Annotated in this window: 27 protein-coding genes; 24 read left to right on the forward strand and 3 right to left on the reverse strand. The window is 30.2% G+C overall.

Annotation, left to right across the window (positions count from 1 at the left end):
• The 6 genes from C1I91_RS15005 (at window position 1) to C1I91_RS15030 (ending at window position 4,589) form a co-directional block, all read left to right on the forward strand.
• Complete coding sequence (locus C1I91_RS15005; RefSeq protein WP_128213585.1) at window positions 1-546, forward strand: hypothetical protein; 546 nt, start codon at window positions 1-3, stop codon at window positions 544-546.
• Window positions 547-590: 44 nt separating this feature from the next.
• Window positions 591-992 (forward strand): PepSY domain-containing protein, encoded by a 402-nt coding sequence (locus tag C1I91_RS15010; protein ID WP_128213586.1) that lies wholly within the window; start codon window positions 591-593, stop codon window positions 990-992.
• Between the two features lie 67 nt (window positions 993-1,059).
• Complete coding sequence (locus C1I91_RS15015) at window positions 1,060-1,740, forward strand: response regulator transcription factor (RefSeq protein ID WP_128213587.1); 681 nt, start codon at window positions 1,060-1,062, stop codon at window positions 1,738-1,740.
• Between the two features lie 2 nt (window positions 1,741-1,742).
• A complete protein-coding gene (locus C1I91_RS15020) occupies window positions 1,743-3,122 on the forward strand; it encodes a sensor histidine kinase (RefSeq protein WP_205694216.1) in 1,380 nt (459 codons plus the stop codon).
• The gene (locus tag C1I91_RS15025) at window positions 3,122-3,796 is read left to right on the forward strand and encodes a LysE family translocator (protein WP_128213589.1); all 675 of its coding nucleotides are present in this window, start codon (window positions 3,122-3,124) and stop codon (window positions 3,794-3,796) included. Before C1I91_RS15020 ends, C1I91_RS15025 begins: the two co-directional genes overlap by 1 nt.
• Window positions 3,797-3,806: 10 nt before the next feature.
• Window positions 3,807-4,589: a hypothetical protein gene (locus C1I91_RS15030; protein WP_128213590.1), complete on the forward strand. Its 783-nt coding sequence runs from the start codon at window positions 3,807-3,809 to the stop codon at window positions 4,587-4,589.
• A 145-nt stretch (window positions 4,590-4,734) separates the two neighbouring features.
• Here the strand turns inward: C1I91_RS15030 and C1I91_RS15035 are convergent, their stop codons facing one another.
• Window positions 4,735-5,598, reverse strand: a complete 864-nt coding sequence (locus tag C1I91_RS15035) for an EamA family transporter (RefSeq protein WP_128213591.1) — start codon at window positions 5,596-5,598, stop codon at window positions 4,735-4,737.
• Between the two features lie 297 nt (window positions 5,599-5,895).
• Here C1I91_RS15035 and C1I91_RS15040 point away from each other — a divergent pair, with 297 nt between their 5' ends.
• From C1I91_RS15040 to C1I91_RS15070, 7 genes are all read left to right on the forward strand, one after another.
• On the forward strand, window positions 5,896-6,576 hold the full coding sequence (locus C1I91_RS15040; RefSeq protein ID WP_128213592.1) for a DedA family protein: 681 nt from the start codon (window positions 5,896-5,898) through the stop codon (window positions 6,574-6,576).
• Window positions 6,548-7,111, forward strand: a complete 564-nt coding sequence (locus C1I91_RS15045) for a phosphatase PAP2 family protein (protein ID WP_205694339.1) — start codon at window positions 6,548-6,550, stop codon at window positions 7,109-7,111. Before C1I91_RS15040 ends, C1I91_RS15045 begins: the two co-directional genes overlap by 29 nt.
• A 21-nt stretch (window positions 7,112-7,132) precedes the next feature.
• On the forward strand, window positions 7,133-7,708 hold the full coding sequence (locus C1I91_RS15050) for a phosphatase PAP2 family protein (RefSeq protein WP_128213593.1): 576 nt from the start codon (window positions 7,133-7,135) through the stop codon (window positions 7,706-7,708).
• 13 nt (window positions 7,709-7,721) lie between these two features.
• Complete coding sequence (locus C1I91_RS15055) at window positions 7,722-8,303, forward strand: phosphatase PAP2 family protein (RefSeq protein WP_021656744.1); 582 nt, start codon at window positions 7,722-7,724, stop codon at window positions 8,301-8,303.
• Window positions 8,304-8,378: 75 nt separating this feature from the next.
• Window positions 8,379-9,548, forward strand: a complete 1,170-nt coding sequence (locus C1I91_RS15060; protein ID WP_128213594.1) for a glycosyltransferase family 4 protein — start codon at window positions 8,379-8,381, stop codon at window positions 9,546-9,548.
• A 21-nt stretch (window positions 9,549-9,569) separates the two neighbouring features.
• Entirely contained in the window at window positions 9,570-11,288 is a 1,719-nt protein-coding gene (locus C1I91_RS15065; protein WP_128213595.1) for a methyl-accepting chemotaxis protein, read from the forward strand.
• Window positions 11,289-11,417: 129 nt separating this feature from the next.
• A complete protein-coding gene (locus C1I91_RS15070; protein ID WP_128213596.1) occupies window positions 11,418-12,689 on the forward strand; it encodes a VTT domain-containing protein in 1,272 nt (423 codons plus the stop codon).
• A gap of 10 nt (window positions 12,690-12,699) precedes the next feature.
• On the opposite strand, the gene C1I91_RS15075 is transcribed toward C1I91_RS15070, so the two are convergent.
• Window positions 12,700-13,269, reverse strand: a complete 570-nt coding sequence (locus tag C1I91_RS15075) for a ferritin-like domain-containing protein (RefSeq protein ID WP_128213597.1) — start codon at window positions 13,267-13,269, stop codon at window positions 12,700-12,702.
• Between the two features lie 95 nt (window positions 13,270-13,364).
• Window positions 13,365-13,757: a cation diffusion facilitator family transporter gene (locus C1I91_RS15080; protein WP_238475789.1), complete on the reverse strand. Its 393-nt coding sequence runs from the start codon at window positions 13,755-13,757 to the stop codon at window positions 13,365-13,367.
• Between the two features lie 379 nt (window positions 13,758-14,136).
• Between C1I91_RS15080 and lgt the strand changes: the two genes are divergently transcribed.
• The 11 genes from lgt (at window position 14,137) to C1I91_RS15135 (ending at window position 25,355) form a co-directional block, all read left to right on the forward strand.
• Window positions 14,137-14,910 (forward strand): prolipoprotein diacylglyceryl transferase, encoded by a 774-nt coding sequence (gene lgt / locus C1I91_RS15085; RefSeq protein ID WP_128213598.1) that lies wholly within the window; start codon window positions 14,137-14,139, stop codon window positions 14,908-14,910.
• 90 nt (window positions 14,911-15,000) lie between these two features.
• On the forward strand, window positions 15,001-16,209 hold the full coding sequence (locus C1I91_RS15090) for an ROK family transcriptional regulator (RefSeq protein WP_128213599.1): 1,209 nt from the start codon (window positions 15,001-15,003) through the stop codon (window positions 16,207-16,209).
• Window positions 16,209-17,042: a sulfite exporter TauE/SafE family protein gene (locus C1I91_RS15095; RefSeq protein WP_128213600.1), complete on the forward strand. Its 834-nt coding sequence runs from the start codon at window positions 16,209-16,211 to the stop codon at window positions 17,040-17,042. The genes C1I91_RS15090 and C1I91_RS15095 overlap by 1 nt, the downstream gene beginning before the upstream one ends.
• Window positions 17,043-17,066: 24 nt before the next feature.
• Window positions 17,067-17,435 carry a DUF1634 domain-containing protein gene (locus tag C1I91_RS15100; RefSeq protein ID WP_128213601.1) on the forward strand — a complete coding sequence of 123 codons (369 nt, stop codon included), beginning with the start codon at window positions 17,067-17,069 and terminating at the stop codon, window positions 17,433-17,435.
• A 603-nt stretch (window positions 17,436-18,038) separates the two neighbouring features.
• On the forward strand, window positions 18,039-18,437 hold the full coding sequence (locus tag C1I91_RS15105) for a sigma-70 RNA polymerase sigma factor region 4 domain-containing protein (RefSeq protein ID WP_128213602.1): 399 nt from the start codon (window positions 18,039-18,041) through the stop codon (window positions 18,435-18,437).
• Between the two features lie 81 nt (window positions 18,438-18,518).
• Window positions 18,519-18,737, forward strand: a complete 219-nt coding sequence (locus C1I91_RS15110) for a helix-turn-helix domain-containing protein (protein WP_205694217.1) — start codon at window positions 18,519-18,521, stop codon at window positions 18,735-18,737.
• Between the two features lie 624 nt (window positions 18,738-19,361).
• Complete coding sequence (locus C1I91_RS15115) at window positions 19,362-19,502, forward strand: conjugal transfer protein (protein ID WP_128213603.1); 141 nt, start codon at window positions 19,362-19,364, stop codon at window positions 19,500-19,502.
• 67 nt (window positions 19,503-19,569) lie between these two features.
• Window positions 19,570-21,297: a recombinase family protein gene (locus tag C1I91_RS15120; RefSeq protein WP_128213604.1), complete on the forward strand. Its 1,728-nt coding sequence runs from the start codon at window positions 19,570-19,572 to the stop codon at window positions 21,295-21,297.
• Window positions 21,298-21,598: 301 nt separating this feature from the next.
• Entirely contained in the window at window positions 21,599-22,318 is a 720-nt protein-coding gene (locus tag C1I91_RS15125) for an ABC transporter ATP-binding protein (RefSeq protein ID WP_420808476.1), read from the forward strand.
• Window positions 22,308-23,927, forward strand: a complete 1,620-nt coding sequence (locus C1I91_RS15130) for a putative ABC exporter domain-containing protein (protein WP_128213606.1) — start codon at window positions 22,308-22,310, stop codon at window positions 23,925-23,927. Before C1I91_RS15125 ends, C1I91_RS15130 begins: the two co-directional genes overlap by 11 nt.
• A gap of 21 nt (window positions 23,928-23,948) precedes the next feature.
• A complete protein-coding gene (locus tag C1I91_RS15135; RefSeq protein ID WP_128213607.1) occupies window positions 23,949-25,355 on the forward strand; it encodes an effector binding domain-containing protein in 1,407 nt (468 codons plus the stop codon).
• Window positions 25,356-25,363: the final 8 nt, after the last annotated feature.

A 25,363-nucleotide genomic window follows, 5' to 3' on the forward strand; every position in this document is an offset into this window, starting at 1 on the left:
ATGAGGAGGATATATATAGCAATTACAATGTTTTTGATTCTGGCTTTATATCCATTAACAAATGTTTATGCTAAGGATTTAAATACAGATAAATTAAGTATATCCATAACATCTCCTTCTGCGGTTAAAGATTACCCAGGAAAAGAAGAATTAGTTAAAGCAGAAGTGAAAAATAACACGGATAAGCCTATAAAGGATTTACTTGTTTATATAACTATGGCAGATATAAAAAAGAATATGACCGTTAACTTAGAAGATTACAGTGCAGATAAACCTGTAAAGGTAGATATACTTAATCCGGGGGAAACAAAAGTTATAGAACTTCCTATACGGTTTGTATATACCAGTAATTATTATCTTTATACTACAGCGGTTTCTAAAGAATATAATCAAATTATTTCAAGCGATGCTATTCCTATAGAGATTATGGGAAATACAAAAGTTGATAAAAATATGGTGTTGATAATATCTTATGTAGAGCCAATCCTATTAGCATTAGGAACAGTATTTATAATGCTAAAAAAGAAATACACTAAGACAACATAAAATCAAGAATTAAAATATTGTTTATCTGACAGGAGGAAAATATAATGAAAAATATTTTTATAAAAGTAAAGGAATTTTGTAGGAACTATAAAAAAAGGATCATAAAGATTATATCAATCAGTATTGCAGCGGTAATAATTGTGGGGGGATCAATAGCTGGAGTAGTATATTCTAAGGCAAAAGGCAACTTAAAATATACACAAGATCAGCTACAGCAAATTGCTTTAGGTAAGGTGCCTGGTGAGGTTATAAATGTAGAAAAAGAATTGAATTTTGAGGAAGCAGTTTATGAATACGAGTTTAATATTAAAGACAAAGAGAATATGCTTCAGAGAGTAAAGGTGGATTCTAAAAATGGTGTAATATTAAAATTAGACAATGAGAAATCTAAGGGTGAAAATAGAAATGGTCACGATAAAGAGGAAGGTAACCGTGGCGAAGACTAGCAAAATAGTATATATTAGTATTTAGTAGTGAGCTATCAGCTCACTACTTTCTTATGGAGGTGTTAAAGTGAGAGACTTTAATATTTTATTAGTAGAAGATGAAAAACAGATGTCTATGTTTATAGAAATGGAATTAACGCATGAAGGGTATAAGGTAGACACAGCTTACGATGGGAGAGAAGGGCTGAAAAAGGCGGAGAATAATAAATACAATTTAATGCTTTTAGACATAATGATTCCCAATTTAAATGGAATAGAAGTTTGTAAAAGAATAAGACAATTTTCTATGGTACCTATAATAATGTTAACTGCCAAAAGTGATGTGTCCGATAAAGTAATAGGACTGGATGTAGGAGCCAATGATTATCTTACTAAGCCCTTTGCGATAGAGGAGCTTTTAGCTAGAATAAGAGTTTATGAAAGAGATAAGTCTATAATTAATAAGATTGAGGAACTTAAAGTGAAAGATATTCTTATGGACAACAAAACTCATCAAGTATGGAGAAATGGAAAAGAAATAGAACTTACAAAAAAAGAATATGACATTTTGGAAATGCTTATCAGGAATAAAAATATAGTTCTTTCAAGGGAACAGCTTATTGAGAATATATGGGGATATGATTATGTAGGTGACACTAATGTGGTGGATGTATTTATAAGATATTTACGAAGTAAAATTGATGAAGGATTTGATGAAAAGCTTATTACTACTATAAGAGGAGTAGGATATGTAATTAAGGGTGATTGATGATGAATTTTAAAATTATTAAAAATGCTAAAATTTCGGTGAAGCTTACAATAATATATGCGTTTATGTTTTCGTTACTCCTGCTGGCTTTAAATGCTTCAATTCTATATGGAGTTAAATACTATCTTTATAGTCAGAGCAACAAGCAACTTGAAGATATAAAAACTATATTAACAAATAAGATTACAAGCCAAAATGAACATATCAATTTATCTGACAAAGAAATAGTTACAGATATTCCTTCAAATGAAAATATTCATATAAGGATAATACAACGAGACGGAAATGTTATCAATTCTTCGGATAAATTTAAGTATAAGGTTGAAATAAAGGAAACTTATGGAAAAGTACTAAAAAAAGAAGCAGGGGAAAAACATATACTATTTGAGAACATAAGGATTGATAATAAGGATTATGGGGCTGTATATTTACAAATAGTTAAAGATATGGATAATGAGTATGATTTTATGAAAATTTTATTTGTACTCATGGGCATAGCAGATTTTATTGGTGTAATTGCTTCGATTATTATAGGATACATTATAAGTAAGAAAATGCTAAAACCAATTGATTATATTACTAAAGCTGCAGAAAGCATAAGCATTAACAATCTAAGAGAACGAATTATAGTAAAAGGTCCTGAAGATGAGCTAAAAAGACTTGGAAATACTTTCAATAAAATGATAGATAGACTTCAAGAATCTTTTAATAGACAAATTCAGTTTGTATCAGATGCTTCTCACGAACTTAGAACTCCTATAGCAGTTATACAAGGTTATGCAAATTTACTTGATAGATGGGGCAAGGATGATAAGGAAGCTTTAGATAAATCTATATATGCCATTAAATTTGAGGCTGATAATATGGGCAACCTAGTTGAGAGACTATTGTTTCTTGCTAAAGGTGATAGTGGAAAGCAAAAACTAGAAAAGCAAGAATTTTGGCTTAATGAGTTAATTAATGAAGTTGTAGCGGAAAGTAAATTAATAGCTTCTAATAGAATAATAACAAATAATAATAATGATACTTTAAAAGTTTTGGCAGATCAGAAGATGATAAAACAAATGCTTAGGATATTTATTGAAAATAGTATTAAATTTACATCAGAACAAGGAACAATTGATATAAGCTCAAAGATAAAAGATAAAGGCATAGAGATAACTGTTAGTGATAACGGTATAGGTATACCTAAAGAAGAAGTTAGAAGTATTTTTGATAGATTTTATACTGTAGATAAATCAAGATCTAAAGACAAAGGGGGGAGTGGGCTAGGATTGTCTATAGCAAAATGGATTGTTGATATGCACCAAGGTTGTATAGAAGTTGACAGTACTGAGGGGAAGGGAACAACAATATCTGTTAATCTTGAGAGGATAGAGTAATGAATTTGGATTATATATTAATGATAAGAGCAATATATACTGGGCTATTAACAGGTATTGCTATTGCGATACCTATGGGACCAGCAGGTTTTGAATCTGTTAGATGGACTATTTCAAAAGGTTTTAAACAAGGTGTAAAAGTAGCAGCAGGGTCTTTGATTGCAGATGCAATTGATGTTATGCTCATTAATTTTGGGCTGCTTGAGTTAATTGAAACAAACAAACTATTAGAAGTAACCTTTTGGGTAATTTCAGGAGTAATAATTTTTTTAATAGGTTATAAATCATTAAAAAAAAGTAAAGAAAATAATCTAAAAAAAGATGAGGATGCAGCAGAAGAAAAAGAGCTAGATTCACGTGCTTTATTTACAGGATTCATTGTTAACTTTTCTAATCCAATGACTCACTTTTTCTGGTTAACCTTAAGCAGCACTGTAATAAGAATATGGAGAAGTTACGGAAAATTTACTTACTTTATATTTGCTCTTTTTATGTTAGTTGGAATGTTTATGAGTTTATGGACTATAAATTATTTAGCTTCTCGTGGTAAAAAACTTACTACTCCTAAGGTTTCTGGCAAGCTTGAAAATATAATTTCCTATGTCATAACACTATTTGGGCTAGGATTCATGGTGAATGGATTATATAAGTTGTATAATTTTTTAGTAAAGTGAGAATGTAAATATGAAAAAGTTAAACATTTTAATTGTTATAATAGCAATATCAGCATTGCTTTCAGGGTGTTCAAAAATATTAAAAACTTCAAATACAGTAACGGCAACTTCAACTGTGGCTAATACGAGTACTACTAGCAATACTACAGATAAGACTACTATAGATAAATTGAATAATGAGTATAAAACAAATCTTCAGAAGCTTAAAGATGAGTATATAGGTAAAAGAGATCAAATGTATACTAAGAGTTCAGATAAATATAAAATATCTTTTGATGATAAAGAAAAGGAAATGATTAAAACAGCCAACGAAGTTATAAATGCATGTATGGTAGAACTAGATAAAGTAAACAAAGAACAGCTGGATATGATAAAGAAAACATACGATTTAGAAGCGGAAAAAATAAATGCTGAAAATTTAACAACGGATGAGAAAACTAAAGCTCTAAATACAGCAATTAATAACAAAGCTCAAAGTGATTATAATCAAAAGATAAGTTACGAAAAGAGAAAGCTATTAATTCTAAGAATCAAAAGATCTTATGAAAATAGTTTAAACTCGATTAAAAATACTAAAGATAATGATATAAATAATCTACTCAAAAATGTGAAAAAAGAATACGATAGCAAATATGAAAAACTTACATCTGCTACAGGAGGACAAGGTTCTGAGTGGGATAGGACTTTTAATTTAGAGCAGCAAGAAGTTGATAAAATTTATTTGGATGAAAGTAGAAAATTCCAAGACAGCTTAGTAGCTCTAGATAAGTGGCTAAGAGATTCACTTAAATAAATATTAGAAATATGGATAATAATTAATTTTACATATTGAATAAAGGATTGTATACCGAATTTTTCTTGGTCAGACTCCAATCCTTTTAATTCTTAAGTATCTAAAGTCGTTATAAAATCAACGATATATTTTTGATTTTCCACAACTATTTTATTAAAAGCAATAGAGTTCCTATGACGATTATTATCAATCCTAAGAGTGACTTTCTCGTGAGTTTTTCTTTCAAAATAAAATATGAAAATACAACTGAAGCAACGATACTTAATTTATCTATAGGAACAACTATGCTTGCTTGGCCTTGCTGAAGAGCTTTGTAATAGCAAAGCCAAGATGCACCTGTTGTAATACCTGAAAGGCAGAGGAATAACCAGCTACTTTTATCAATTTTTTTAATTCCAGCTTGTTTTTTTGAAACAAAAACTATTATCCATGCCATAATCAATACTACTATTGTTCTGATTGCAGTACCTAAATTTGACTCAACTCCACTTATTCCGATCTTTCCTAAAATTGAAGTAAGACTAGCAAATACAGCTGACAAAACAGCGTAAAATAACCATCTGGTATCCTTGACTTCCTTGGCTTCACTGTCCTTCTTAGTTATCATCATGTATGTACCTATACCTATGCCGCACATACCAATAAATTTTATAAAAGTAATTTTTTCATTTAAAAAGATAAAAGCTAAAATCATAGTTAATACTGTGCTGGATTTATCAATAGGAGTTACTTTATTCACATCACCCATTTGCAAAGCCTTAAAATAACAGAGCCAGGAAGCACCTGTTGCCAGTCCTGATAACACTAAGAAAAATAAGGTCTGTCCGCTTATCTGATGAATTAAACTTTGAGAACCAACAATGAAAACCATAGGCCATGAGAAAATTAATATAACAATCGTTCTAATTGCTGTAGCCAGATTAGAGTCTGTATTTTTAATTCCAATCTTAGCTAAAATAGCTGTAATGCCAGCAAATAATGCTGAACCAAATGCAAATAATACCCACATCAAAATTACCTTCTTTTAATTTATTTTGTTATTCCTGCATGATTATATGCTTTTAAACAATAATATTATACCATGCTTATATAGCTTTTTTTTTACGCATTAAATATAAAAGATGGATATATTTTTCTAATAAGGTGAGTGAATATAAATTTATTCTCACTTTATTTATTTTAAACGAATACATAAAAAATCTTAAGATAAATCTAAGTTCTTTTTAATCTGATTTTAATCTAGTAAATACATAATATAAAACGTAGGAAAACCGATACGAGGTTTTAAAACGAAAGGAGAAAAATTATGAGCATTTTAATTAATCTTTTTAACGGAATAATGCACATTGATAAGTATCTAAATTTACTGGTACAACAATATGGGATGTTAACATATCTAATTCTTTTTTTAATAATCTTTATGGAAACAGGATTAGTTGTTACTCCATTTTTGCCAGGAGACTCAATGTTGTTTGCAGCAGGAGCCATTGCAGCTATGGGGGCTATGAATATATTTACACTTCTCATTGTGGTTTATATTGCTGCAGTGCTGGGTGACACTGTAAATTATCATATTGGTAAAAAATTAGGAAACAAAATTTTAGAAAAAGAAGATATTAGATTTATTAATAAAGAGTATTTAAAGAAAGCTCAAACATTTTATGAAAAACACGGCTCTATGACAATTGTTTTGGCAAGATTTATCCCTATAATTAGAACCTTTGCCCCATTTGTAGCTGGTATAGGAGAAATGAACTACACGAAGTTTATACCGTATAATATGCTCGGTGGCGGACTATGGATAACTTTATTTCTTGGTGGGGGGTACTTCTTTGGTAATCTACCTTTTATAGAAAAACATTTCTCTTACGTATTAATAGCAATTATTATAATATCAATTCTTCCTGCAGTTATAGCAATTATAAAGGAGAAGAGAAAAAAAGGTGGAGATGATAATGATGATGTCGTTACTTCAAAGATTGGATAACTCTATATTAGTTCTTATAAAAAACAGTATGCATAGCATTATTATGGATAAATTCATGATAATAATAACTTCGTTAGGTAATGGAGGAGTTATATGGCTTTTAATTGCAGCTTTGTTAATTATAAATAAAAAATATAGAAATGTAGGATTTATGGCTATTGGAGCTTTAATTCTAGCCACAGTTCTAGGTGAAGGTGTTTTAAAACATTTAGTACAGCGTGTACGACCATCAGCAGATATTCCAGCGGTTAATCTTTTAATAGCAAAACCTTTATCATATTCTTTTCCATCGGGGCATACTACCTCTTCATTTGCTGTTGCAGGAGTTCTGGCAAAATATTTAAAGAAGTACTCTATTGGAATTTTAGGATTGGCGTCACTTATAGCTTTTTCAAGACTATATTTATATGTACATTATCCAACAGATGTTATAGCAGGAATTATCTTAGGTCTTTTGTGCAGCAAGTTAGTAATAGATGCATCTAATAAAATGATAAATTATAGAGAAGACAACAACAAAGAAATATCAGTTTAGGTATTGATAGAAGGTGATTAAATGTATCTAGACATACCAAGTAAAATCATAAACTTTGATAATTATATATTGGTAACTATTAATAAGTATTTAAAAAGTAAATATTTAGATAGATTAATGCCTTTAATTACTAGTATGGGTAATCTAGGAGCTGTTTGGATACTTATAGCGGTGTTTTTATTATTAGATACACCATTTAGCAACGTGGGAGAAATAATAATACTAACCCTAATTATAAGCACATTAATTGGTGAAGGCATAATAAAGCATTTGGTAAGGAGAGTCAGGCCTTGTGTAAATCATAATAAAAATGAGCTTTTAATAACAAAGCCAATATCATATTCATTTCCATCAGGTCATACTTTATCTTCCTTTGCAGTAGCAAAAGTATTATCTGTGTATTTTGTGCAGTACAAGCTATTATTTATGGCAATAGCACTTTTAATAGCTTTATCAAGACTTTATCTACATGTACACTATCCTACAGATGTAATAGCGGGGATTATTATTGGCTTGATATGTTCAGAAATAGTTTTCATTATTATTGAAAAAGGTTATATAGAAAAATTTGCGAGTTTATATCAAAACATAATGTAAAGAGGTGTTAAAGATGAATATGGAGCTTTTTAGGCTTATAAATAATTTAGCTTATAAAGATAATGTTTTAGACGTAATTATGATTGTTTTTTCAAAGTATGTTCCATACCTATTCATGGCGATAATTGCTATAGTATTTCTACTTGGAATTTTCAAGAAAAATAGTGAGTATAGGAAGAGTATGTTTAGTATTTTTGTTTTTACTCTAATGAATCTTTTTATTAGCTTCATAGTTGGAAGCATTTATTATGTAGACAGGCCATTTGTTCATAATAAAGTGAATCTTTTATTTCCACATGCAAAGGATGCATCATTTCCAAGTGATCATGCCACAGGGACGATGAGCATTGCACTTGGCTTTGGAAAATATAATAAGGCAATTAGCTTGACATTAAGTATATTATCTTCAATTGTTGGATTTTCAAGGGTTTATGTAGGACATCATTATCCTGCAGATGTTATTTCAGCATATACAATAGTCTTTATAGTCAATTATATTTATAATCTGAAACTCAGAAATAGAGTTGAGGAGTTGTATGAAATTTTAGAGAAAAAGGTTGCCTATAAATTAGGATTTAAGGCACTGTATAATTAGTGTTTATATATAGGAATGACAATCATAACTTTGTTAAATGATGGATTTGTAAAATATCAAAATTGGAGGATAAAAATGAAAATATTACTAACTACTGATACTTATTTTCCAATGACAAATGGAGTTGTTGTATCTACAGATAATTTGTACATGCAGCTAAAAAACTTAGGACATGAAGTAAAAATATTAACTCTATCTTCTGATGGTAAAGAACATATTTTAGGAGATGTTCTTTACTTTAGCTCTTATCATATCAATATTTATCCAGATGCAAGAATAATAAGGCCTATGAGAAACAGAATTATAAGTGAAGTTATAAAATGGAGACCGGATATTATACATTCACAAAGTGAGTTTTCCACAATGATTGTAGCTAAATATATAAAGAGAAAATTAAACATACCTCAAGTACACACTTATCATACATTGTATGAGGATTATCTTCATTACTTTCTTGGCGGTAAAATTATTAGAAAATCAACCCTTTCAAAGCTTACAGGATTCCTATTAAACACTTTCGATACAGTAATTGCACCAACAGAAAAAGTTAAAGAAAAACTGGAAAGCTATAATGTGGCCGCTAATATAGAAATAATTCCTACAGGTATAAATCTAAAGAAGTTTCAGCAGGAGATATCTGTAGATGAGAGAAACAAGCTATTAAAAAGGTATGGATTTAGCGGTGAAGATAAAATTTTAGTTTATGTAGGAAGGGTAGCGGAAGAAAAAAATATAGAAGAAGTAATAAGCTTTTATAATAAGGCGTTAGAGTATATTGGAAATACAAAGCTTTTAATAGTTGGGGGAGGACCATGTCTATCTAAATTGAAGACTATGGTAATGCAATATAAACTAGAATCAAATGTAAAATTTACAGATATGATTACTAGTGATGAAATTAATAAATATTATAAACTTGGTGATTATTTTGTAACTGCTTCAACTAGTGAAACTCAAGGGATAACATACATTGAAGCCTTGGCAAGCGGACTTCCTGTTATATGTAAATGGGATAGGTGCATAGATAATTTAATTATAGATGGAGTAACAGGCTTTACTTATAAAGATGAGAAAGAGTTTGTTAATATCCTTATAAATATAACTTCTAATAAAGAATTAGAAAAAAACATGAAAGTTGATATAAAAAATATAGTAAATGAATATTCAATAGAAAACTTTGGGCAAAGAGTTTTTAAAATTTATAATAACGTACTGATTGATAATAAGGTGCATTATTCCGCATAATGCAGTAGGAGGAAGAATATCATGATGAACACTAATGGTAAAAAGGTATTATTTAATAGTTTTAAAATTAAAACGGGACTGTATATTATCCTGATAGTTTCTATAGGTGCCTTTCTTATATTGGGAAGTGTGGCAGGTTACACTATTAATAATATTAAAACACTTCAAGATGATATGTATAGAAATGCGTTGATTCCAAGTACTCAAGCTTCTGAGGTTAAAGCAAACCTAATCGAGTCAAAGCTTTACATAACAAAAGTTACATCAGTTGAATATAAAGATGAATATGTTCAAAAAATTGATAAGATAGACAGTGAAATTAGAGATTTGATGAGCAAGTATGAAAATAGAAGCCTTGACCAGCAAGAAAAAGATTACATTGAAAAAGTAAAAGCAGCTTATGATAAATATAACAGTAATTGGAAAACTATAAAGTCTAAGTTAAGTGTAAATGAAAAATTGAGTGCAGAGGATATTAAAACTTTTGATTCTATAGCTAATGAGGTAGATAGTGCTGTAGATGATATGATTAGTTATGGAACAAAAGATGCAGAGATCCTGAGAGGTGATACAAACACTAAGGCAGCAAATAGCTATAAGTTATTTCTATATTTATTAATATTTTCAGTTATAGTCTTAGTTGTAATAGTGATTGAAATAATAAATTTAATAAAACGTTCTATTAAAGACTTTTCAAATACTTTAAGTGTTATATCAGAAGGAGATTTTTCTATTAATATTGGTGTAAATAATACCAGCGAATTTGGATTAATGAAAAAGCAATTAGCAGTTTCGATAGAAAAAATTAAGTCAATGATACAATCTATAAATAGTACATCAAATATTGTTGATAATCAATCAACTGTACTCTTAGAGCTATCAAATGAAATCTCAAGTTCCTCAAAGGAAGTAGCAAATGTAATACAAGAAGTATCTAATGGAGCTCTTTCACAATCAGAAAACCTAACTAGCATTAATGATTATGTATCTAATTTTGGTATAAAAATATCAGAAATAGTCAATTTAATTGAAGAAGTTAATAAGAATACGGGGGTTATTAATGGGCAAGCTAAAAATGGAAATAATAACTTTAAAGCATTAATAAACTCTGTTAATGAAGTGAAGCAATCTTTCATAGATGTTAAAGAGCGTATTCAAGATCTTGGGGAAAATATAAAGGAAATTAATGAAATCATGATTTTGATAAATAATATAGCTGACAAGACTAATTTACTTTCATTAAATGCAGCTATTGAAGCTGCTAGATCTGGGGAGGCTGGAAAAGGGTTTGCTGTTGTTGCAGATGAAATTAGAAAGCTTGCTGAACAATCTAAAGTATCTTCAGACAAGATTGCAATGCTAATTACTAATATTACAGAAGAATCAAGTGTAGTTATAAAAACCACTGAATTAATGGACAATGAGTTAAATAAGCAAGGAAGTATATTAGATAATTCAATAACTTCTTTTGAAGATATAATTTGTTCAATAGATGAAGTAACTCCCAAAATTCAATTAATGAATAGTATGTCCATAAAAATTAATGATGACAAGGACTTAATTGTAGAAAGGATTAATCAAGTTTCTTTAGTAGCAGAGAACATTTCATCATCTACAGAAGAGATAGCAGCAACCTCACAAGAAATAAGCAGCTTTACAGATAAAATATATCAGTCAGCAGAAACACTTGATTTATCTTCAAAAAAAGTTTCAGAGAAAGTTAATAAATTTAAAGTTTAAATATAGAAGTGATTTTTTACTTGGAATTAGATATAAATGGATTATATAAAAGTATTTATGTTCAATTATATTATAAACAAAAGAGATTGGGGATTGAACATCTAAGTTGGTAGAAGTGAGGTGAAGTAGTTGCAGTTTATAATTGAAACATTTAATCATTATGGTTACATCGTACTATTAGTAGCTTTGATGCTGGAACTTATAGCAGTTCCTCTGCCTGGGGAAGCTCTAATGACATATTGCGGATATGTGATATATACAGGAAAAATGAATTGGGTAATTAGTGTTATAGCTGCTGCAATCGGAACAATTATTGGAATTACTATATCTTTCTTTATCGGAAAAAGCCTAGGTATTGGATTCTTTGAAAAATATGGTCACTATATTCATATGAATAAGCAAAGACTTGATAAAATTTCAAATTGGTTTCAAAAGTACGGAAACAAATTATTAATTGTAGCATATTTTATTCCCGGTGTAAGACATATAACAGGATATTTTTCAGGTATAACAAATGTATCATATAAAAAATTTGCAATTAATGCTTACCTTGGAGCAATTCTGTGGACTACAACCTTTATCACTTTAGGGAAGGTTCTTGGCCCAAATTGGGAAAGATATCATTTACTATTGAAGAAATACTTATTAATTGGAAGCTTAATTATTGCGGTAATGATAATGCTAATTTACATTTATAAAAGTCATAAGCAGATAGTCTATGAGTTTGTTTTAAAAATGCTTAATAACAGTCTTACAATATTTCATTCTTTTGGAAAAGTAAAAGCTTTAATTGGAACTGTAGTAGCTGTATTTTTGGTATTTTCAACTCTTGTAATGGGTATTATTCAAGATTTTTTAGCACAGGAATTTAGAGAATTTGATGAACTGACAAGATATATAATAGTGCATGTTTTTGATGAAGATTGGGGGACTGCTATGAGAGTATTTAGCAATTCTGCAAATATGTATTTTTTACTATTTATAATTTTATTGACAGCTATCTTTATTATGATAAAAGGAAAGAATAAATTGCTTGAATTAAGGTTTTTAACTATTTCTTTTTTAGGTGCAGTAGCGCTATCTTCTATGTTAAGAAATATTTTTCACAGAATTGGACCAACAGGAACAGAATATACATTTCCAAGTGCAGAGAATATAATGGCTGTGGTAACATATGGATTCCTCACTTATCTAGTTATAAGATATAATAGAAAATTATGGATAAACTCATTAATAATAAGCCTATATTTAGTTATGTGTTTACTTCCAGGGCTAAGTATAATTTATTTCAATATTCAATATCCAAGTGATGTTGCAGCAGGATATGAATTTGGGTTCGTATGGTTAAGTTTATCCATTATTATGTTAGAAGTTTACAGGGTTTTGCCTAAGCTTAGGTAAATATTAAATTTTAGTAGAAGGTTAATGCCCTTTGGAATGCATTTAAGTGATTTTGAGAAGCATTTTTAAGCGTTGTAAAAACTGTTTTTATATCACTTGGTATATCTTGTTTTAGGAATCTTTCATACATCGCTATATTTTCGATTTCGCCTTGCACTCCTGCCTCTAGACTTTCTTTTATAGTGCTAGGTTCTTCAATATATTCTTTTGAAGTATCAGCTGGAAGTACAATATTGTACTTAGTGAATAAAGGAGTTAAGTAATTAATATGAGTTACTTCTGCACTGATGATATTAATAAATGGGCGCTGCTCTCTAAATTTTTCTACCACAAGTGAATACTTAGTCTTGGCTAAATATTCATCTTGAATTGCATAAGTTAGCATATCTCCTAAGGTTAGTTCAGTATCAGTTTTTGCGGCTTCTACACCAATAAGTTTACTATTTGATGGAGACGATAATGTACTAGTGAGTAATTCACTATAAGTAGGCATAACTGCTGCAGAACAATTTATATTAGACAAGAAACTACTCAATATAAATAGGGCTGTAATAGCTAATAAAACAAGTTTATTTTTCATAGCATTCTCCTTCTTATTTTATAAATTAATAGCAATATTAGTATGCTGCTATTTTAAATTAGAATATATGGCAAATATATTTTATAATAAAATCTTTATTTCTTTAAATCGCTTAATAAATGAAGGTAAGATAATTTTAAATTTATTTTTTCTTTTGAACTTTTACTTAAAAGTAGTACACTAAAAAGATTGCCTAGTAGACCTATAATTGCTACTATAATAACTGTGTTGCTTTGAATAACTGACGGCCGAAAGAACTTCATAAATGCCACAATTAATAGGTATATAGAAATTCCAAGTAGTGCGGCAGAGTTGATAAATGCTGAAAGAATATTTGCTCTCTTATACCCGTAAGTTCTAGTGTTATTCTTTGGCTTTCTGGATATTTTAATTGAGAAATAGCTTGATGCAATGGCAACTGTATCACTTAAATTATGGAGTGCATCAGAAATTAAAGATAAACTACCAGATATTAATCCACCGAGCACCTCAGCAATAGTAATTATTTAATTTAAAATAATTACTAAAAATAGTTTGATTAAACTCATAGAAGAAACATCATGATGATGCCTGCGGTCATGATGATTATGAAAATAGTGGTAATTATGGTCATGCATAAAAAAACCTCTAAACTATAACTATTAACAAAGACTTCATAAAATAGATGATTATATTTTAATATTATGTGTAAAAAAATATTTATAATAACAATAGAATTCGATGATGTTTTTATATTAATTTCTCAAGAGAATGGTTGGAATAAGGTTATATCCATATACTACCTTAAAAGGATAACGCTTCATTAGGCATTTTAGGCTTTATAAGATATAATGTAAAAGTAAAATACTTTTATTAAGGGGTGGTAAATTGAATCCAGTAGCATTTACTTTATTTGGTCTGCCTATAAGATGGTATGGAATACTTATCGCCAGTGGTATGATGCTTGGAATTTTAATAGCACAATACACTTGTAAGTTTAGGAATGTTGATTATGATACCTTCATAAACACAGTTCTATTAGCACTTCCATTAAGTATTATTGGTGCAAGACTATATTATGTATTATTTGAGTTTGATTACTATAAGAATAACATGAGTCAAATTCTAAATATTAGGCAGGGTGGTTTGGCTATACACGGAGGCTTAATAGCTGGTGCACTGACCGCATTTTTATACTTAAGGCGTAAAAAGATAAGCTTTTTTAAGCTCGCTGATACAGCAGTTCCCTCTATCATACTGGCTCAAGCAATAGGAAGATGGGGAAACTTCTTTAATCAAGAAGCACATGGGGGCCCGGTAAGCTATGATTTTATAAAACATTTTCCTGAGTTTATTCAGAGAGGAATGTATATAGAAGGAACTTATTATCAGCCTACTTTTCTATATGAGTCTATATGGAATATCTGTGTATTTGTTGTTCTTCTAGTAATATTGAAGAAAAGTAAGAGAAATGGGATAGTATTTTTCACATATATTGGTCTATATTCCATGGGTAGATTTTTTATAGAGGGATTAAGAACTGATAGTTTAATGCTTGGTAGTATAAGAATAGCTCAGCTTGTTAGTCTATCAGGAGTTGTATTGTGGATTTTAGCATTAGCTTTTTATTATTTTAAAAATAAAATAAAACAAAGTAGCTAATTTTTTTATAATAACTTATGACCAATTTGGTTATAAGTTATTATAACTTTTATTTAATAAAGTAGATTTAAAGAATGAGGGACAACTGTAATGATTAAGGTAATGGAAGATCTTCAGCAAGATAGAAAAGTGATTTTTAGTTTAATTCAGAAGAAAGGGCCATTGACTAAAAGAGACATTCAAAATACAACTAACTTAAAGCTCACTACATTAAACAGAATAATAAATGATTTACTAACTAAAGAATTAATTGTTGAAGAATCTGTAGGAGAATCCACCGGTGGCAGAAAACCAACATTATATAATGTAAATTCATCAAAGTTTTATAGCATAGGTATTGATATATCTAGAACCTACACTCAAATTCTACTTACAAATTTAAAAATGCAGATTATAAAAGAGAAAAGATTTTCAGGAGAAGACTGGTATTCATGTGAAAATTTAACAGAACGTATTGTAGAAGCTGTTAGAAGTTTTTTAGATGGGCTCAATATAACAAGTGACTATTTGTTAGGGGTTGGAATAGGGGTGATAGGTCCGTTAGAAAGAGAAAAAGGAACTGAAACAAGCTCTGAAAATATTGGAGGATCCAGTTTTAATTCAAAGTTTATAAAAGAGAGTTTAGAAAGCAGGTTTAGACTACCTGTAATTATTGATAATGGCGCTAACTGTGCAGTATTAGGAGAGTATTTCTATGGATATGGTAAAGGATATGAAAATATTGCTTACTTCAATTGTGGAATTGGTATCAGAACAGGAGTTATAACAGCTGGAATAATAATTAGAGCCATAAATGATAGAGAAGATGCTTTTGGACACATGGTTATAGATATTAATGGAAGGGAATGTTACTGCGGGAATCATGGATGTGTAGAAAGCTATTCATCTATATATTCTATCTTAAAGGAGTTTAAAGTTAAGTCTATAAGAGAAAATAAAAATTTTATAGAAAAGAACTTAGATTCTATTGATTATAAGGATGTTTTCAGATTAGCAAATGAAGGTGAATCCATATCAAAAGAGATAGTAAGTAATTCTGCAATTGTTTTTGGAACAGCTCTTGCGAATTATATAAACCTTCTTAATCCACAATTAGTAATATTAAGTGGACCAACAATATATAACTCTGATATATTCTATAAACTTTCTACAGAAGTAGCTATTAAAAAAATTAATGCAGCAAATGCAAATATTAAATTTAGTAAAGGCGGATATTTTAAGGAGCATACCATGGCTGTAGGTGCTTCAGCTTTGATAGTGGAATCTTATATTTCACCTTCAGCAGAAAGGAGACAATAATGACAACAATAATTATACAAATGTTAATTTTATCTATAGCAGCAGGAATTTTTGGTTCAATTTTAGGCTTAGGCGGCGGAATTATCATTACTCCAGCATTAACATTACTATTTGGAATTGATATCAAATATGCAATTGGTGCCAGCATAGTCTCAGTAATAGCTACTTCTAGCGGTGCAGCAATAGCATATATTAAAGATAAAATAACAAATGTAAGAATTGGAATGTTCTTAGAGATAGCAACTACACTTGGTGCTATTACTGGAGCGTTTATAAGCGGTCTAATAGATTCAAAATATCTTTATGTTATATTTGGAATTCTTCTTCTTTATTCTGCAATTGCAATGCTTAAGAAGAAGGGGCAGGAATTACCTTCAAACGTAAAAACACATCCTATGGCAGATAAGTTAAGATTAAATGGTGAGTATTATGACAAGGTGTTAAAAGAAAATGTAAGCTATAATGTTGATGGAGTATATGGTGGGTTCAGTATGATGTATGTCGCTGGTGTAATTTCAGGACTTCTTGGAATTGGGAGTGGTATATTTAAGGTTATGGCTATGGATTTGTTTATGAAACTTCCTCTTAAGGTTTCTAGTGCTACAAGTAACTTTATGATAGGTGTTACAGCTGCAGCTAGTGCAGGAGTTTATTTATTAAGAGGAGATATAGATCCTAAAATTGCTGCACCAGTTGCTTTAGGAGTTCTAGTAGGCGCTGCAATAGGTACAAAGATAATGCAGAATTTAAGAAGTAAAACGATTAGAATGATTTTTATACCGGTATTGGCATTTGTATCAATTCAGATGATAATTAAAGGATTCACTAAATAATAAGGAGAGGGAGTTAAAGCAATAATGGAAAATAAAAATGAGAGTAAAATAGAAGAGATGGAAATAGTTATAAGTAACTTTCTTAGAATAGGTGTTATTCTTAGTGCTGTTGTTGTATTTATTGGACTCTTGATGTTTTTAATTACTAATAACAGTGGATATAGCGGGAGTTATTTCCCTACTACTCCATCAGAAATATTTAGGGGATTAATTGCTTTTAAACCTTATGCAATAATTCTTACAGGACTTATAATATTAATTCTAACTCCTGTGTTTAGAGTTGGTGTATCAATTTTGGTATTCATCAAAGAGAAAGACTTTTTGTATGCAAGAATAACATCTGTTGTATTTATTATACTCATTATAAGTTTTTTGTTAGGGAAGGTGGAGTAAAGTAGCTAAAAGTTTTCTTAAAAAATAAAGATGCAATGTAAATAAGATAGGGGATAAGGCTAAACGGTTAATTTTTAGAAGACGAAACACGATGAAAATTAATATCTTGAAGCTTATCTTTTTGTTTTATATTCTATGAAATTTAATTCACTACAATAATTCTCTTAAAGTAAAGATAGTAATATTAAGAGCTATAGGAACACGGAACAATGAATTTATATAGAAACTAATGGAAGATTTATGTATACAATATGCTATTGTTTACCAATACTAAAATATCTACACTATTTTAATATTCAAAGCACCCAAGCTATTGAAACTGTAACTGAATAACTTCTAGTAAAATTTCGGTAAATTTATGTTCTTTTAACTTGTATTCATAAGATTAGTTACGGCTTATACATTTACTAAATAATTATATAACACAATCAGCCATATAGTGTGGTTTTCACATACTATATGGCTTTTTGCGTTTTCCTGGATTTTATCAATAATTGCAAAAGTGTTGCAGCTGTTACTTTGAGTATTTAAAAGAAATTTTTACTCTTGGTTGCTTTTTTTGATACTCATAAACAATTTACTTTATAGAAAGGAGTTTTTAACATGGGAAAAAATGATGAACTGTTACAGGATATTGAAAAAGGTTTTAGTAGTTATGTTAAAGCAGCTCTATACTCTACGTCACAGAATTACTTTGGAAGGTATTTTAAAGAAATTTGCAATATGGTGAATATCGATAGCATTGATACTTGGGAAGAAATGGACTTTATACCCACCATTACATCAAATAGTGTAGTGCATTTAGAATGGTATCTGGAAGATGACTTGCTATCTAAAGCGGTAAGCTTGCTCAGCAAGAATGAAAAAGAGTTATTGTTTATAAAATTCTTTGAGAAGAACACCGATGAACAAATTGCTAGGAAATTTGGTGTCACAAGGCAAGCTCTAACGAAGTCAAAGAAGAAAATATTAAGTAAACTTAAAAATCGAATGAAAAGCTAAGTTAGTTATACAGGTACATATCCGTAGTCCTCCCCCTTCTGTTGAATAATATTTAATTTTCAACAGAAGGGAGAAATGAATATGTACGATATTATGGAAACAGCTCATTTAATTGCACTTTCCCAAAGGGGAGATAGAAAAGCAGAGGAAGAATTGATTAAGAGGTATGAGCGGTTAATCAATAAGCTTTCTATCCGAGACGGAGCATTTTTTGAAGACTGCAAACAGAATTTAATGATTGAATTTGTTCGTTGCATTAGAAGGTTTGATATGGAAAGATACATTAATAGAGAGAAGTAATGTAAAAACTTAATTCTTTAGATTATAGCCCAACGGCTGATTTTGCTGCTTTGGGCTATTTTTTATAAAAAGTTTATAAAAATATTTTAATTTTGGTTGCTTTTTTAATGAAGAAAACACAATTTACTTTATGTAATAGCTTTTAAGGATATTAATCCAAGGCTATTCCGAATTAGAAAATTCCTAAAGCTTTTGATAATAATAAGGAATTTTATGGGTTTAAATTGTTCTTTGAAAAATATATAGTTCAGTACTCCAGATACTTTACTTATGTGGTCCTATTGGGACAGCGGCAAGAAGCCTGAAAAGGATATAACAAGAGAAACATGGTTGCCATGGCAGGTAACCCGCGATGACCCACATAAGGGATAATGATACTTTCGGATAGTCGAGATTAAGTTCCAGAGTCCGACTCGCCATAATGGGGAGAGGTTTAAAACCTATGATGCTAGAAAATATATGCCACTAGCAGTTTGGAGTATTCCCATGTATGGGGGAGGCGAGGTCAAATACCATACAAATATATTATTTACTATTAAACGAACAAGAAGTACATCCTGATTTTAAGTTAGTGATTGAGATTAAATATATTATTAATACTTTGATTAAGGAGTGGAGGAACCAATGAATAATCTTATAAGATACAGCATTAAGCTAGCGTTACTAAACCAGTTGATAAGCAAAAATAAGATTACAAGAAAGGAATATGAAGCCATTAAAGATGAAATAATGAAAACCTGTAAAATTAAGAATAGCTTGTCTTGATTCAATGTGTATTTCGTTCTATAATATATATTGTGATGAATAGGAATACAATATGGAGAGTGATAATGTGGCAGAAGTTCAAATAATTAAGGCAAATATTGATAGTACAAAAAGTAGAAGACGTGGTAAAATTTTTGAAAGAGTGAGAGTTGCACCGTACTGTAGAGTTAGTACTGACTCTGAGGAACAAATAAATAGTTATAACTCTCAAGTTTCTCATTATAAATCATTAGTTGAATCAAAACCAGAATGGTCTCTTGTTGATATCTATGCAGATGAGGGAATAACTGGAACGCAAGTGCTTAAAAGAACAGATTTTCAGCGCATGATAAATGATGCACTAGATGGTAAGATTGATTTAATAATTACAAAATCTATTTCAAGATTTGCAAGGAATACATTAGATACATTAAAATATGTTCGATTATTGAAAGAACGAAATGTAGCTATTTTATTTGAAAAAGAAAATATTAACACACTAACAATGAATGGTGAAATGCTGTTAGTAATTCTAAGTTCACTAGCACAGCAGGAAGTTGAATCTACTTCTGCAAATGTTAAAATGGGTTTGAAAATGAAAATGAAAAGAGGGGAGTTAGTAGGATTTCAAGGCTGTTTAGGATATGATTATGATTCTGTTACCAAAAGTATATCAGTAAATGAGGAAGAAGCAGAGGTAGTTAGGTACATATTTCAAAGATATATTGATGGCGCAGGATGTTTTGTAATAGCAAAAGAACTAACTAAACTTAAACACAAAACTAAAAGAGGTAATACCAAGTGGGGAGAGAGCACAGTTAGAGGAATTATTAAGAATGAAAAATACAAGGGAGATATATTATTAGGAAAAACATTTACTCTTGACCCTATTTCACATAGAAGATTAGAAAATATGGGCGAGGAAGAGAAATATTATCTTAAAGACCATCATGAACCTATTATATCAGAAGAAATGTTTGAAGAAGCTCAAAGGATACTTAACAAAAGAAGTGAGACAAGCACTACTAAGGGTGTAAGGCAAAAGTATAGTAGAAAATACGCTTTTAGTAGTATAATAAAGTGTGCTTTCTGTGGAGCAACAGCGACAAGAAGGACGTGGCATAGCGGATATAATCATGAAAAATATGTGTGGCAATGTGTTGTGGCCTGTAAACATGGAAAGAAAAATTGCCCTGATAGTAAGGGTATAAGCGAGGAAATAATTGAACAAGCTTTTGTGGAATCTTTTAATATAATGTGCCGAGATAATAAAGAAGTTATAGAAGAGTTTCTGCAAGATGCAGAAAAAAGAATAAATACAACAAACTCAGAAAAAGAATTAAGATCTATTGAGAGGAAAATAGCGTCGAATGAAGATAAAATAAAAAAACTTTTGGATATGAGAATGGAAGGAGAAATTGATAAAGAAAATTATACATTAAAATATAATGAATTATGTGAAACTATAGAAAAACTAAAAGCGGAAAAGTTTGATATGGAATCAAATTTTAAAGATGAAAATATAAATAAGAAAAGAATTGATGAATTTAGAAAGATGTTTAATAGTAATAAGCCAATTGAGAAATTTGATAGAGCTGCATTTGATGCTGTTGTAGAAGAAGTTATTCTAGGTGGAGAGACAGAAGAAGGAGAAAAAAATCCTTATATGATTACATTTGTGTTTAAAACAGGATTGAAAGCATCAAAGGATTGTAGTAAATTTAAAGGAGATTCATCTAGTGAAGAAACGTATTCCTATACTGCAAACGAGAGTGAGGAAGCATGTTCCTTATCAACAGACAACACATGTGGATAGTGTTGTATTAATAACAAATAAATAATTGAAACAGGTTAGAAAACCCACCAAATAAAACCTTTTAGAGGATTGGTGTTATTTTAATAATAGCGCTAGTCCTCTAATTTTATGTAAGTGGCACAGCAGCAAGTGAATTTAGAAACTCTATACCATCTAAGGATATCTACTTATAAACCTAACTTTCACATTAAAAAGAAAATTTCTTAAGAAATTTAAAATTCTCCTATTGACTGTTCCCCAAGGGACCGCGTTAGAATTTTATCAACCAATACAGTAGGAGATGTTAATGATGGAAGAAAAAATATTACAAGTAACCGATTTAAAAAAATGCTATAAAAACACTAATGCCGTTGATGGTATAAGCTTTTCACTAAATAAAGGAGAGATTGTTGCTCTAACTGGACCTAATGGGGCTGGTAAAACTACGACTATTAAGTGTATTTTAGGGCTGCTTAGAAAAAATAGTGGAGCTATTGTTATAAATGGAGCAGACAATAAGTCCAAGGATGTAAAATATAAATTAGCTTATATTCCTGAAACACCTGATATATATCCAATGCTTACAGTATGGGAGCATCTAAAGTTTATGGCTCTTGTTTATAAAATAAGCAACTGGAGTGATAATGGAGAAAAAATATTAACTAAATTTGATTTATTGGATAAGAAAGATGAGCTTGGCAAAAATCTTTCAAAGGGAATGAAACAGAAGCTTTCTATATGCTGTGCCTTAATTCATAATCCAGAGATTTTTTTTATAGATGAGCCTCTTATAGGGCTTGATCCAAAGGCTGTAAGAGAGTTAAAGGATGCATTTAGAACCTTAAAGGAAGAAGGTAAAACCCTTCTTATAAGTACTCATATGCTAGATACAGCTGAGAATTTATGTGATAGGATTATTGTTATGAAAAAAGGAAAAGTGCTTGCTGAGGGAACCATAGAAGAACTTAGAAATAAAATGAAAGTTTCTAAGGATACTTCGCTTGAAGATATATTCTTAGGGGTGACTGAAGATGAGAGATAGTTCAATTAGAGATTTAACTACTTTAGCATATATAGAAATAGTTCAATATAAGAATAACTTTATAGAAGCTTTAAAGCATCCATACACTGCAATAAAAGCTATAGGTTCCTTTCTTTTCCCTTTTATACTTCTCCTTTTAATATACACGAGAAAGGGCGGAGGCGCCGCAAATATACTGAAAGAAATGATAAAGCCCAATTTATTAGCTGCTATAGCAATGGCAATATTACTTTTATTATTAATACTGACAATCAAAAATTCTGTGACAAAATATGATCCTTCGCAGTTTATTTCTGCTGATGTGAATTATTTGTTTCCATCACCAATAAGCCCAAGAACAATTTATGCCTTTACCATAATAAGAAAATGCATAAAGGGGCTAGTAAGTTCAGTTTTGTTAATTGTAGTTATGGCTATGGCTATATCAAAGGTATCTGATATTCATATATCTAAGCTGATATATGTTATCATAGCAGTATTAATATTTCCTTTACTGCGAAATGCTTTAATATTTCTTACCTACACTCTGTCCAATAGATTTAACTTAGGTAAGCTTATTAAATATTGTGTATATGGTTTTACAGGGGTAATAATCGTCTGCTTACTTTATAGTGTTGCAGGATGCAAAAATATATTAGATACTTTAGTAAACACCTTAAATGGAAGATTCTTTTCGAATATCCCTATTGCAGGCTGGCTAAGGGATGCATTAATAGCTCCTTTTGTACCTAATAAGGCACCTATAGTTCAAACTATTGCATTAGCTATTGTTACAGCGGCAATGCTACTAGGTGCGATCTACTTTGCCGCTGAATATTATGAAGAAGCTGGTGACTCTGTAAACTATCATGAAAAAATCTTAAATACACCTTCAACTAATATTTATGACATAGTGGATAACCTAGAAGATACAAAGAAAAATAAGTCTGTTGAAGTTTTTAATACAAAAGAATTTACAGGACCATGGGGTTTTATTTGGAAGAGTTCCATAATAAACAAGAGAACCGCTAAAAAAGGCAGCGTGTTTGGATACGTAATTGCTTTAATTGCATCAGTGGCTTTATGTTATGTATTAAGAACAAAAGATTTTAACAGTTTTTATCCATTATTCATATTAATATTTTTACAAGGAGCTGTTACATCAGCACAAATATCCTCTCCTCTTAAGTATGAGCTTAAAAAACAGTACCTATTTCTCTTGCCAGGAAGTGCTGCTGAAAAACTTTTAGCACTACATACTAAGCAGATAGTAAATAGTGTTAAAACTGATACCTTGATGCTGCTTCCTCTTATGTTTTTTACTAAAACCTCGGTTTTACAAGTATTGCTTTTATGGCTTATTGCAGTTACTTCAATAGTCATATGCTATTTTAGTGTTGTAATTACTGTTTTGATTACTCCGCCAAATGACAATGGAAAGAATTCAATGCTTTCAGCTTTAGTATCTTATATTATGGTTGCACCTGCAGCAGCTACAGCAGCGATAATTGCAATCTATTTGAAAAATGTAATGTTGGCATTAGTAATGTTTGTTATAATTTCTATTGTGATTATTATGATAATAATGTTTTTAAGTGACTATTTATTTAGTAAAATTGAACTTAGATAGTTTAGCTGAAAAGAGGTCTATATGAAAATAAGTGAAGTTATGTCTGTAACAGGACTTACAAAAAAAGCTCTTAATTATTATGAAGAAAACGGATTGATTAAACCATCTGTATCACAGGAAAACAGCTATAGAGATTACTCTGAGAAAGATGTGGAGTTATTAATGCAAATAGCAACCTTAAGACGCTTCGGGCTTTCTGTGAAAGAAATTAAAGCTGCCTTAGAAAGTCCTGAAGCGCTTATGAAGGTTATGCTGGAATACACTGCAAAGCTTTCAAAACAAATTGATGATATGAAAAAGTGCGAAACTGTTTTGTCCTCTTGTGTTAATAACTTGAAAGAAGATAAAACTGATATTAAAAAAATTACAGATCAAATGAATATATTGAGTAAAGCTCTAGAGATGAGTCAAAAAGAACGTGAAGGGTTTATGATTGCTGAGATAGAGAGAATCTTTCCAGGGTTTTATGGCAAAGTATTATCCTTTTGCTTCAGCATATTCTTAACAGAGCCTTTAGACAACAAAGAAAAGGAATCAGCCTGGTTGGATTTAGTTAAAGCTTTGGATAATGCTCCAAATCTAGTGATTCCTGAGGAACTAAAATCAACTATAGATACTGATGAGGAAGAGTGGAAGACGCTACAGTACAGAATGACAGAAAATCTAAAAAATGATAAGCCTTCTTCAGATTATAAAGGTATTAATTTTATGGATATGATGGTTTTTGATATGTCCGAGGAGGAGCAAAAACAATTTGAAAGATTATGTACCTATATTATGCCAGAGGGAAACATTGAGATCATTGGAAAGACCTTAGAAGCGGTGGATGAGAGCTTATGTATCTTAAGCTCAAAATATAAAAAAAGAAAAGAAGCTCAATTAATGCGTGAGGAAGAACTCCAAAGGAAGTTTGAAGAAGAATTTTTAACTGCTGAACCAGCTATTCCTTTAACTATAGTTCATAAGGAAACTATGAATTTTGTTGGGATACACCTTACAAAGTACATTAATAAGAAAGACTTTCCTAAGTGTATTAGAGAATTTGGTAACAGAATAGCTAAGATACCTAATGTAGTCAAGGCTGATAAAGTATATCAATTTTCGGGCATAGATTCCTTAGGAAAAAATCTAGTACCTGATTCCATATTTTCTTTTGTTTTTGCAGTACAGGTATCAAGCCTTGAAAGTGTTCCTGAGAATATGATAGGTTTTACACTGCCTGAACATGATTATATATTTTACAAGCATATTGGCACTATGGAAGATTACCAAAAGAGTTTAAATCAAGTTTTTATGTATGATTTAAATGCAAACAATTATGAAATGGACATGTTCCCATCCTTTGAAATATTCTCTTCTTACATTTGCGAGAAGGAGGACGAGTTAGAAGTTGATATATTTTTTCCGGTTAGTAGCATAGGAGAATAATACATCAC

Source organism: Clostridium manihotivorum, assembly GCF_004015185.1.
Classification (GTDB): Bacteria; Bacillota; Clostridia; order Clostridiales; family Clostridiaceae; genus Clostridium_AR; species Clostridium_AR manihotivorum.

Bases quoted from the DNA above. Each gene is read 5' to 3' on its own strand.
- C1I91_RS15005 (WP_128213585.1), top strand. From the start codon at position 1: ATGAGGAGGATATATATAGCAATTACAATGTTTTTGATTCTGGCTTTA.
- C1I91_RS15010 (WP_128213586.1), top strand. From the start codon at position 591: ATGAAAAATATTTTTATAAAAGTAAAGGAATTTTGTAGGAACTATAAA.
- C1I91_RS15020 (WP_205694216.1), top strand. From the start codon at position 1,743: ATGAATTTTAAAATTATTAAAAATGCTAAAATTTCGGTGAAGCTTACA.
- C1I91_RS15025 (WP_128213589.1), top strand. From the start codon at position 3,122: ATGAATTTGGATTATATATTAATGATAAGAGCAATATATACTGGGCTA.
- C1I91_RS15030 (WP_128213590.1), top strand. From the start codon at position 3,807: ATGAAAAAGTTAAACATTTTAATTGTTATAATAGCAATATCAGCATTG.
- C1I91_RS15035 (WP_128213591.1), bottom strand. From the start codon at position 5,598: ATGTGGGTATTATTTGCATTTGGTTCAGCATTATTTGCTGGCATTACA.
- C1I91_RS15040 (WP_128213592.1), top strand. From the start codon at position 5,896: ATGAGCATTTTAATTAATCTTTTTAACGGAATAATGCACATTGATAAG.
- C1I91_RS15045 (WP_205694339.1), top strand. From the start codon at position 6,548: ATGATGTCGTTACTTCAAAGATTGGATAACTCTATATTAGTTCTTATA.
- C1I91_RS15050 (WP_128213593.1), top strand. From the start codon at position 7,133: ATGTATCTAGACATACCAAGTAAAATCATAAACTTTGATAATTATATA.
- C1I91_RS15055 (WP_021656744.1), top strand. From the start codon at position 7,722: ATGAATATGGAGCTTTTTAGGCTTATAAATAATTTAGCTTATAAAGAT.
- C1I91_RS15060 (WP_128213594.1), top strand. From the start codon at position 8,379: ATGAAAATATTACTAACTACTGATACTTATTTTCCAATGACAAATGGA.
- C1I91_RS15065 (WP_128213595.1), top strand. From the start codon at position 9,570: ATGATGAACACTAATGGTAAAAAGGTATTATTTAATAGTTTTAAAATT.
- C1I91_RS15075 (WP_128213597.1), bottom strand. From the start codon at position 13,269: ATGAAAAATAAACTTGTTTTATTAGCTATTACAGCCCTATTTATATTG.
- C1I91_RS15090 (WP_128213599.1), top strand. From the start codon at position 15,001: ATGATTAAGGTAATGGAAGATCTTCAGCAAGATAGAAAAGTGATTTTT.
- C1I91_RS15095 (WP_128213600.1), top strand. From the start codon at position 16,209: ATGACAACAATAATTATACAAATGTTAATTTTATCTATAGCAGCAGGA.
- C1I91_RS15100 (WP_128213601.1), top strand. From the start codon at position 17,067: ATGGAAAATAAAAATGAGAGTAAAATAGAAGAGATGGAAATAGTTATA.
- C1I91_RS15105 (WP_128213602.1), top strand. From the start codon at position 18,039: ATGGGAAAAAATGATGAACTGTTACAGGATATTGAAAAAGGTTTTAGT.
- C1I91_RS15110 (WP_205694217.1), top strand. From the start codon at position 18,519: ATGTACGATATTATGGAAACAGCTCATTTAATTGCACTTTCCCAAAGG.
- C1I91_RS15115 (WP_128213603.1), top strand. From the start codon at position 19,362: ATGAATAATCTTATAAGATACAGCATTAAGCTAGCGTTACTAAACCAG.
- C1I91_RS15130 (WP_128213606.1), top strand. From the start codon at position 22,308: ATGAGAGATAGTTCAATTAGAGATTTAACTACTTTAGCATATATAGAA.
- C1I91_RS15135 (WP_128213607.1), top strand. From the start codon at position 23,949: ATGAAAATAAGTGAAGTTATGTCTGTAACAGGACTTACAAAAAAAGCT.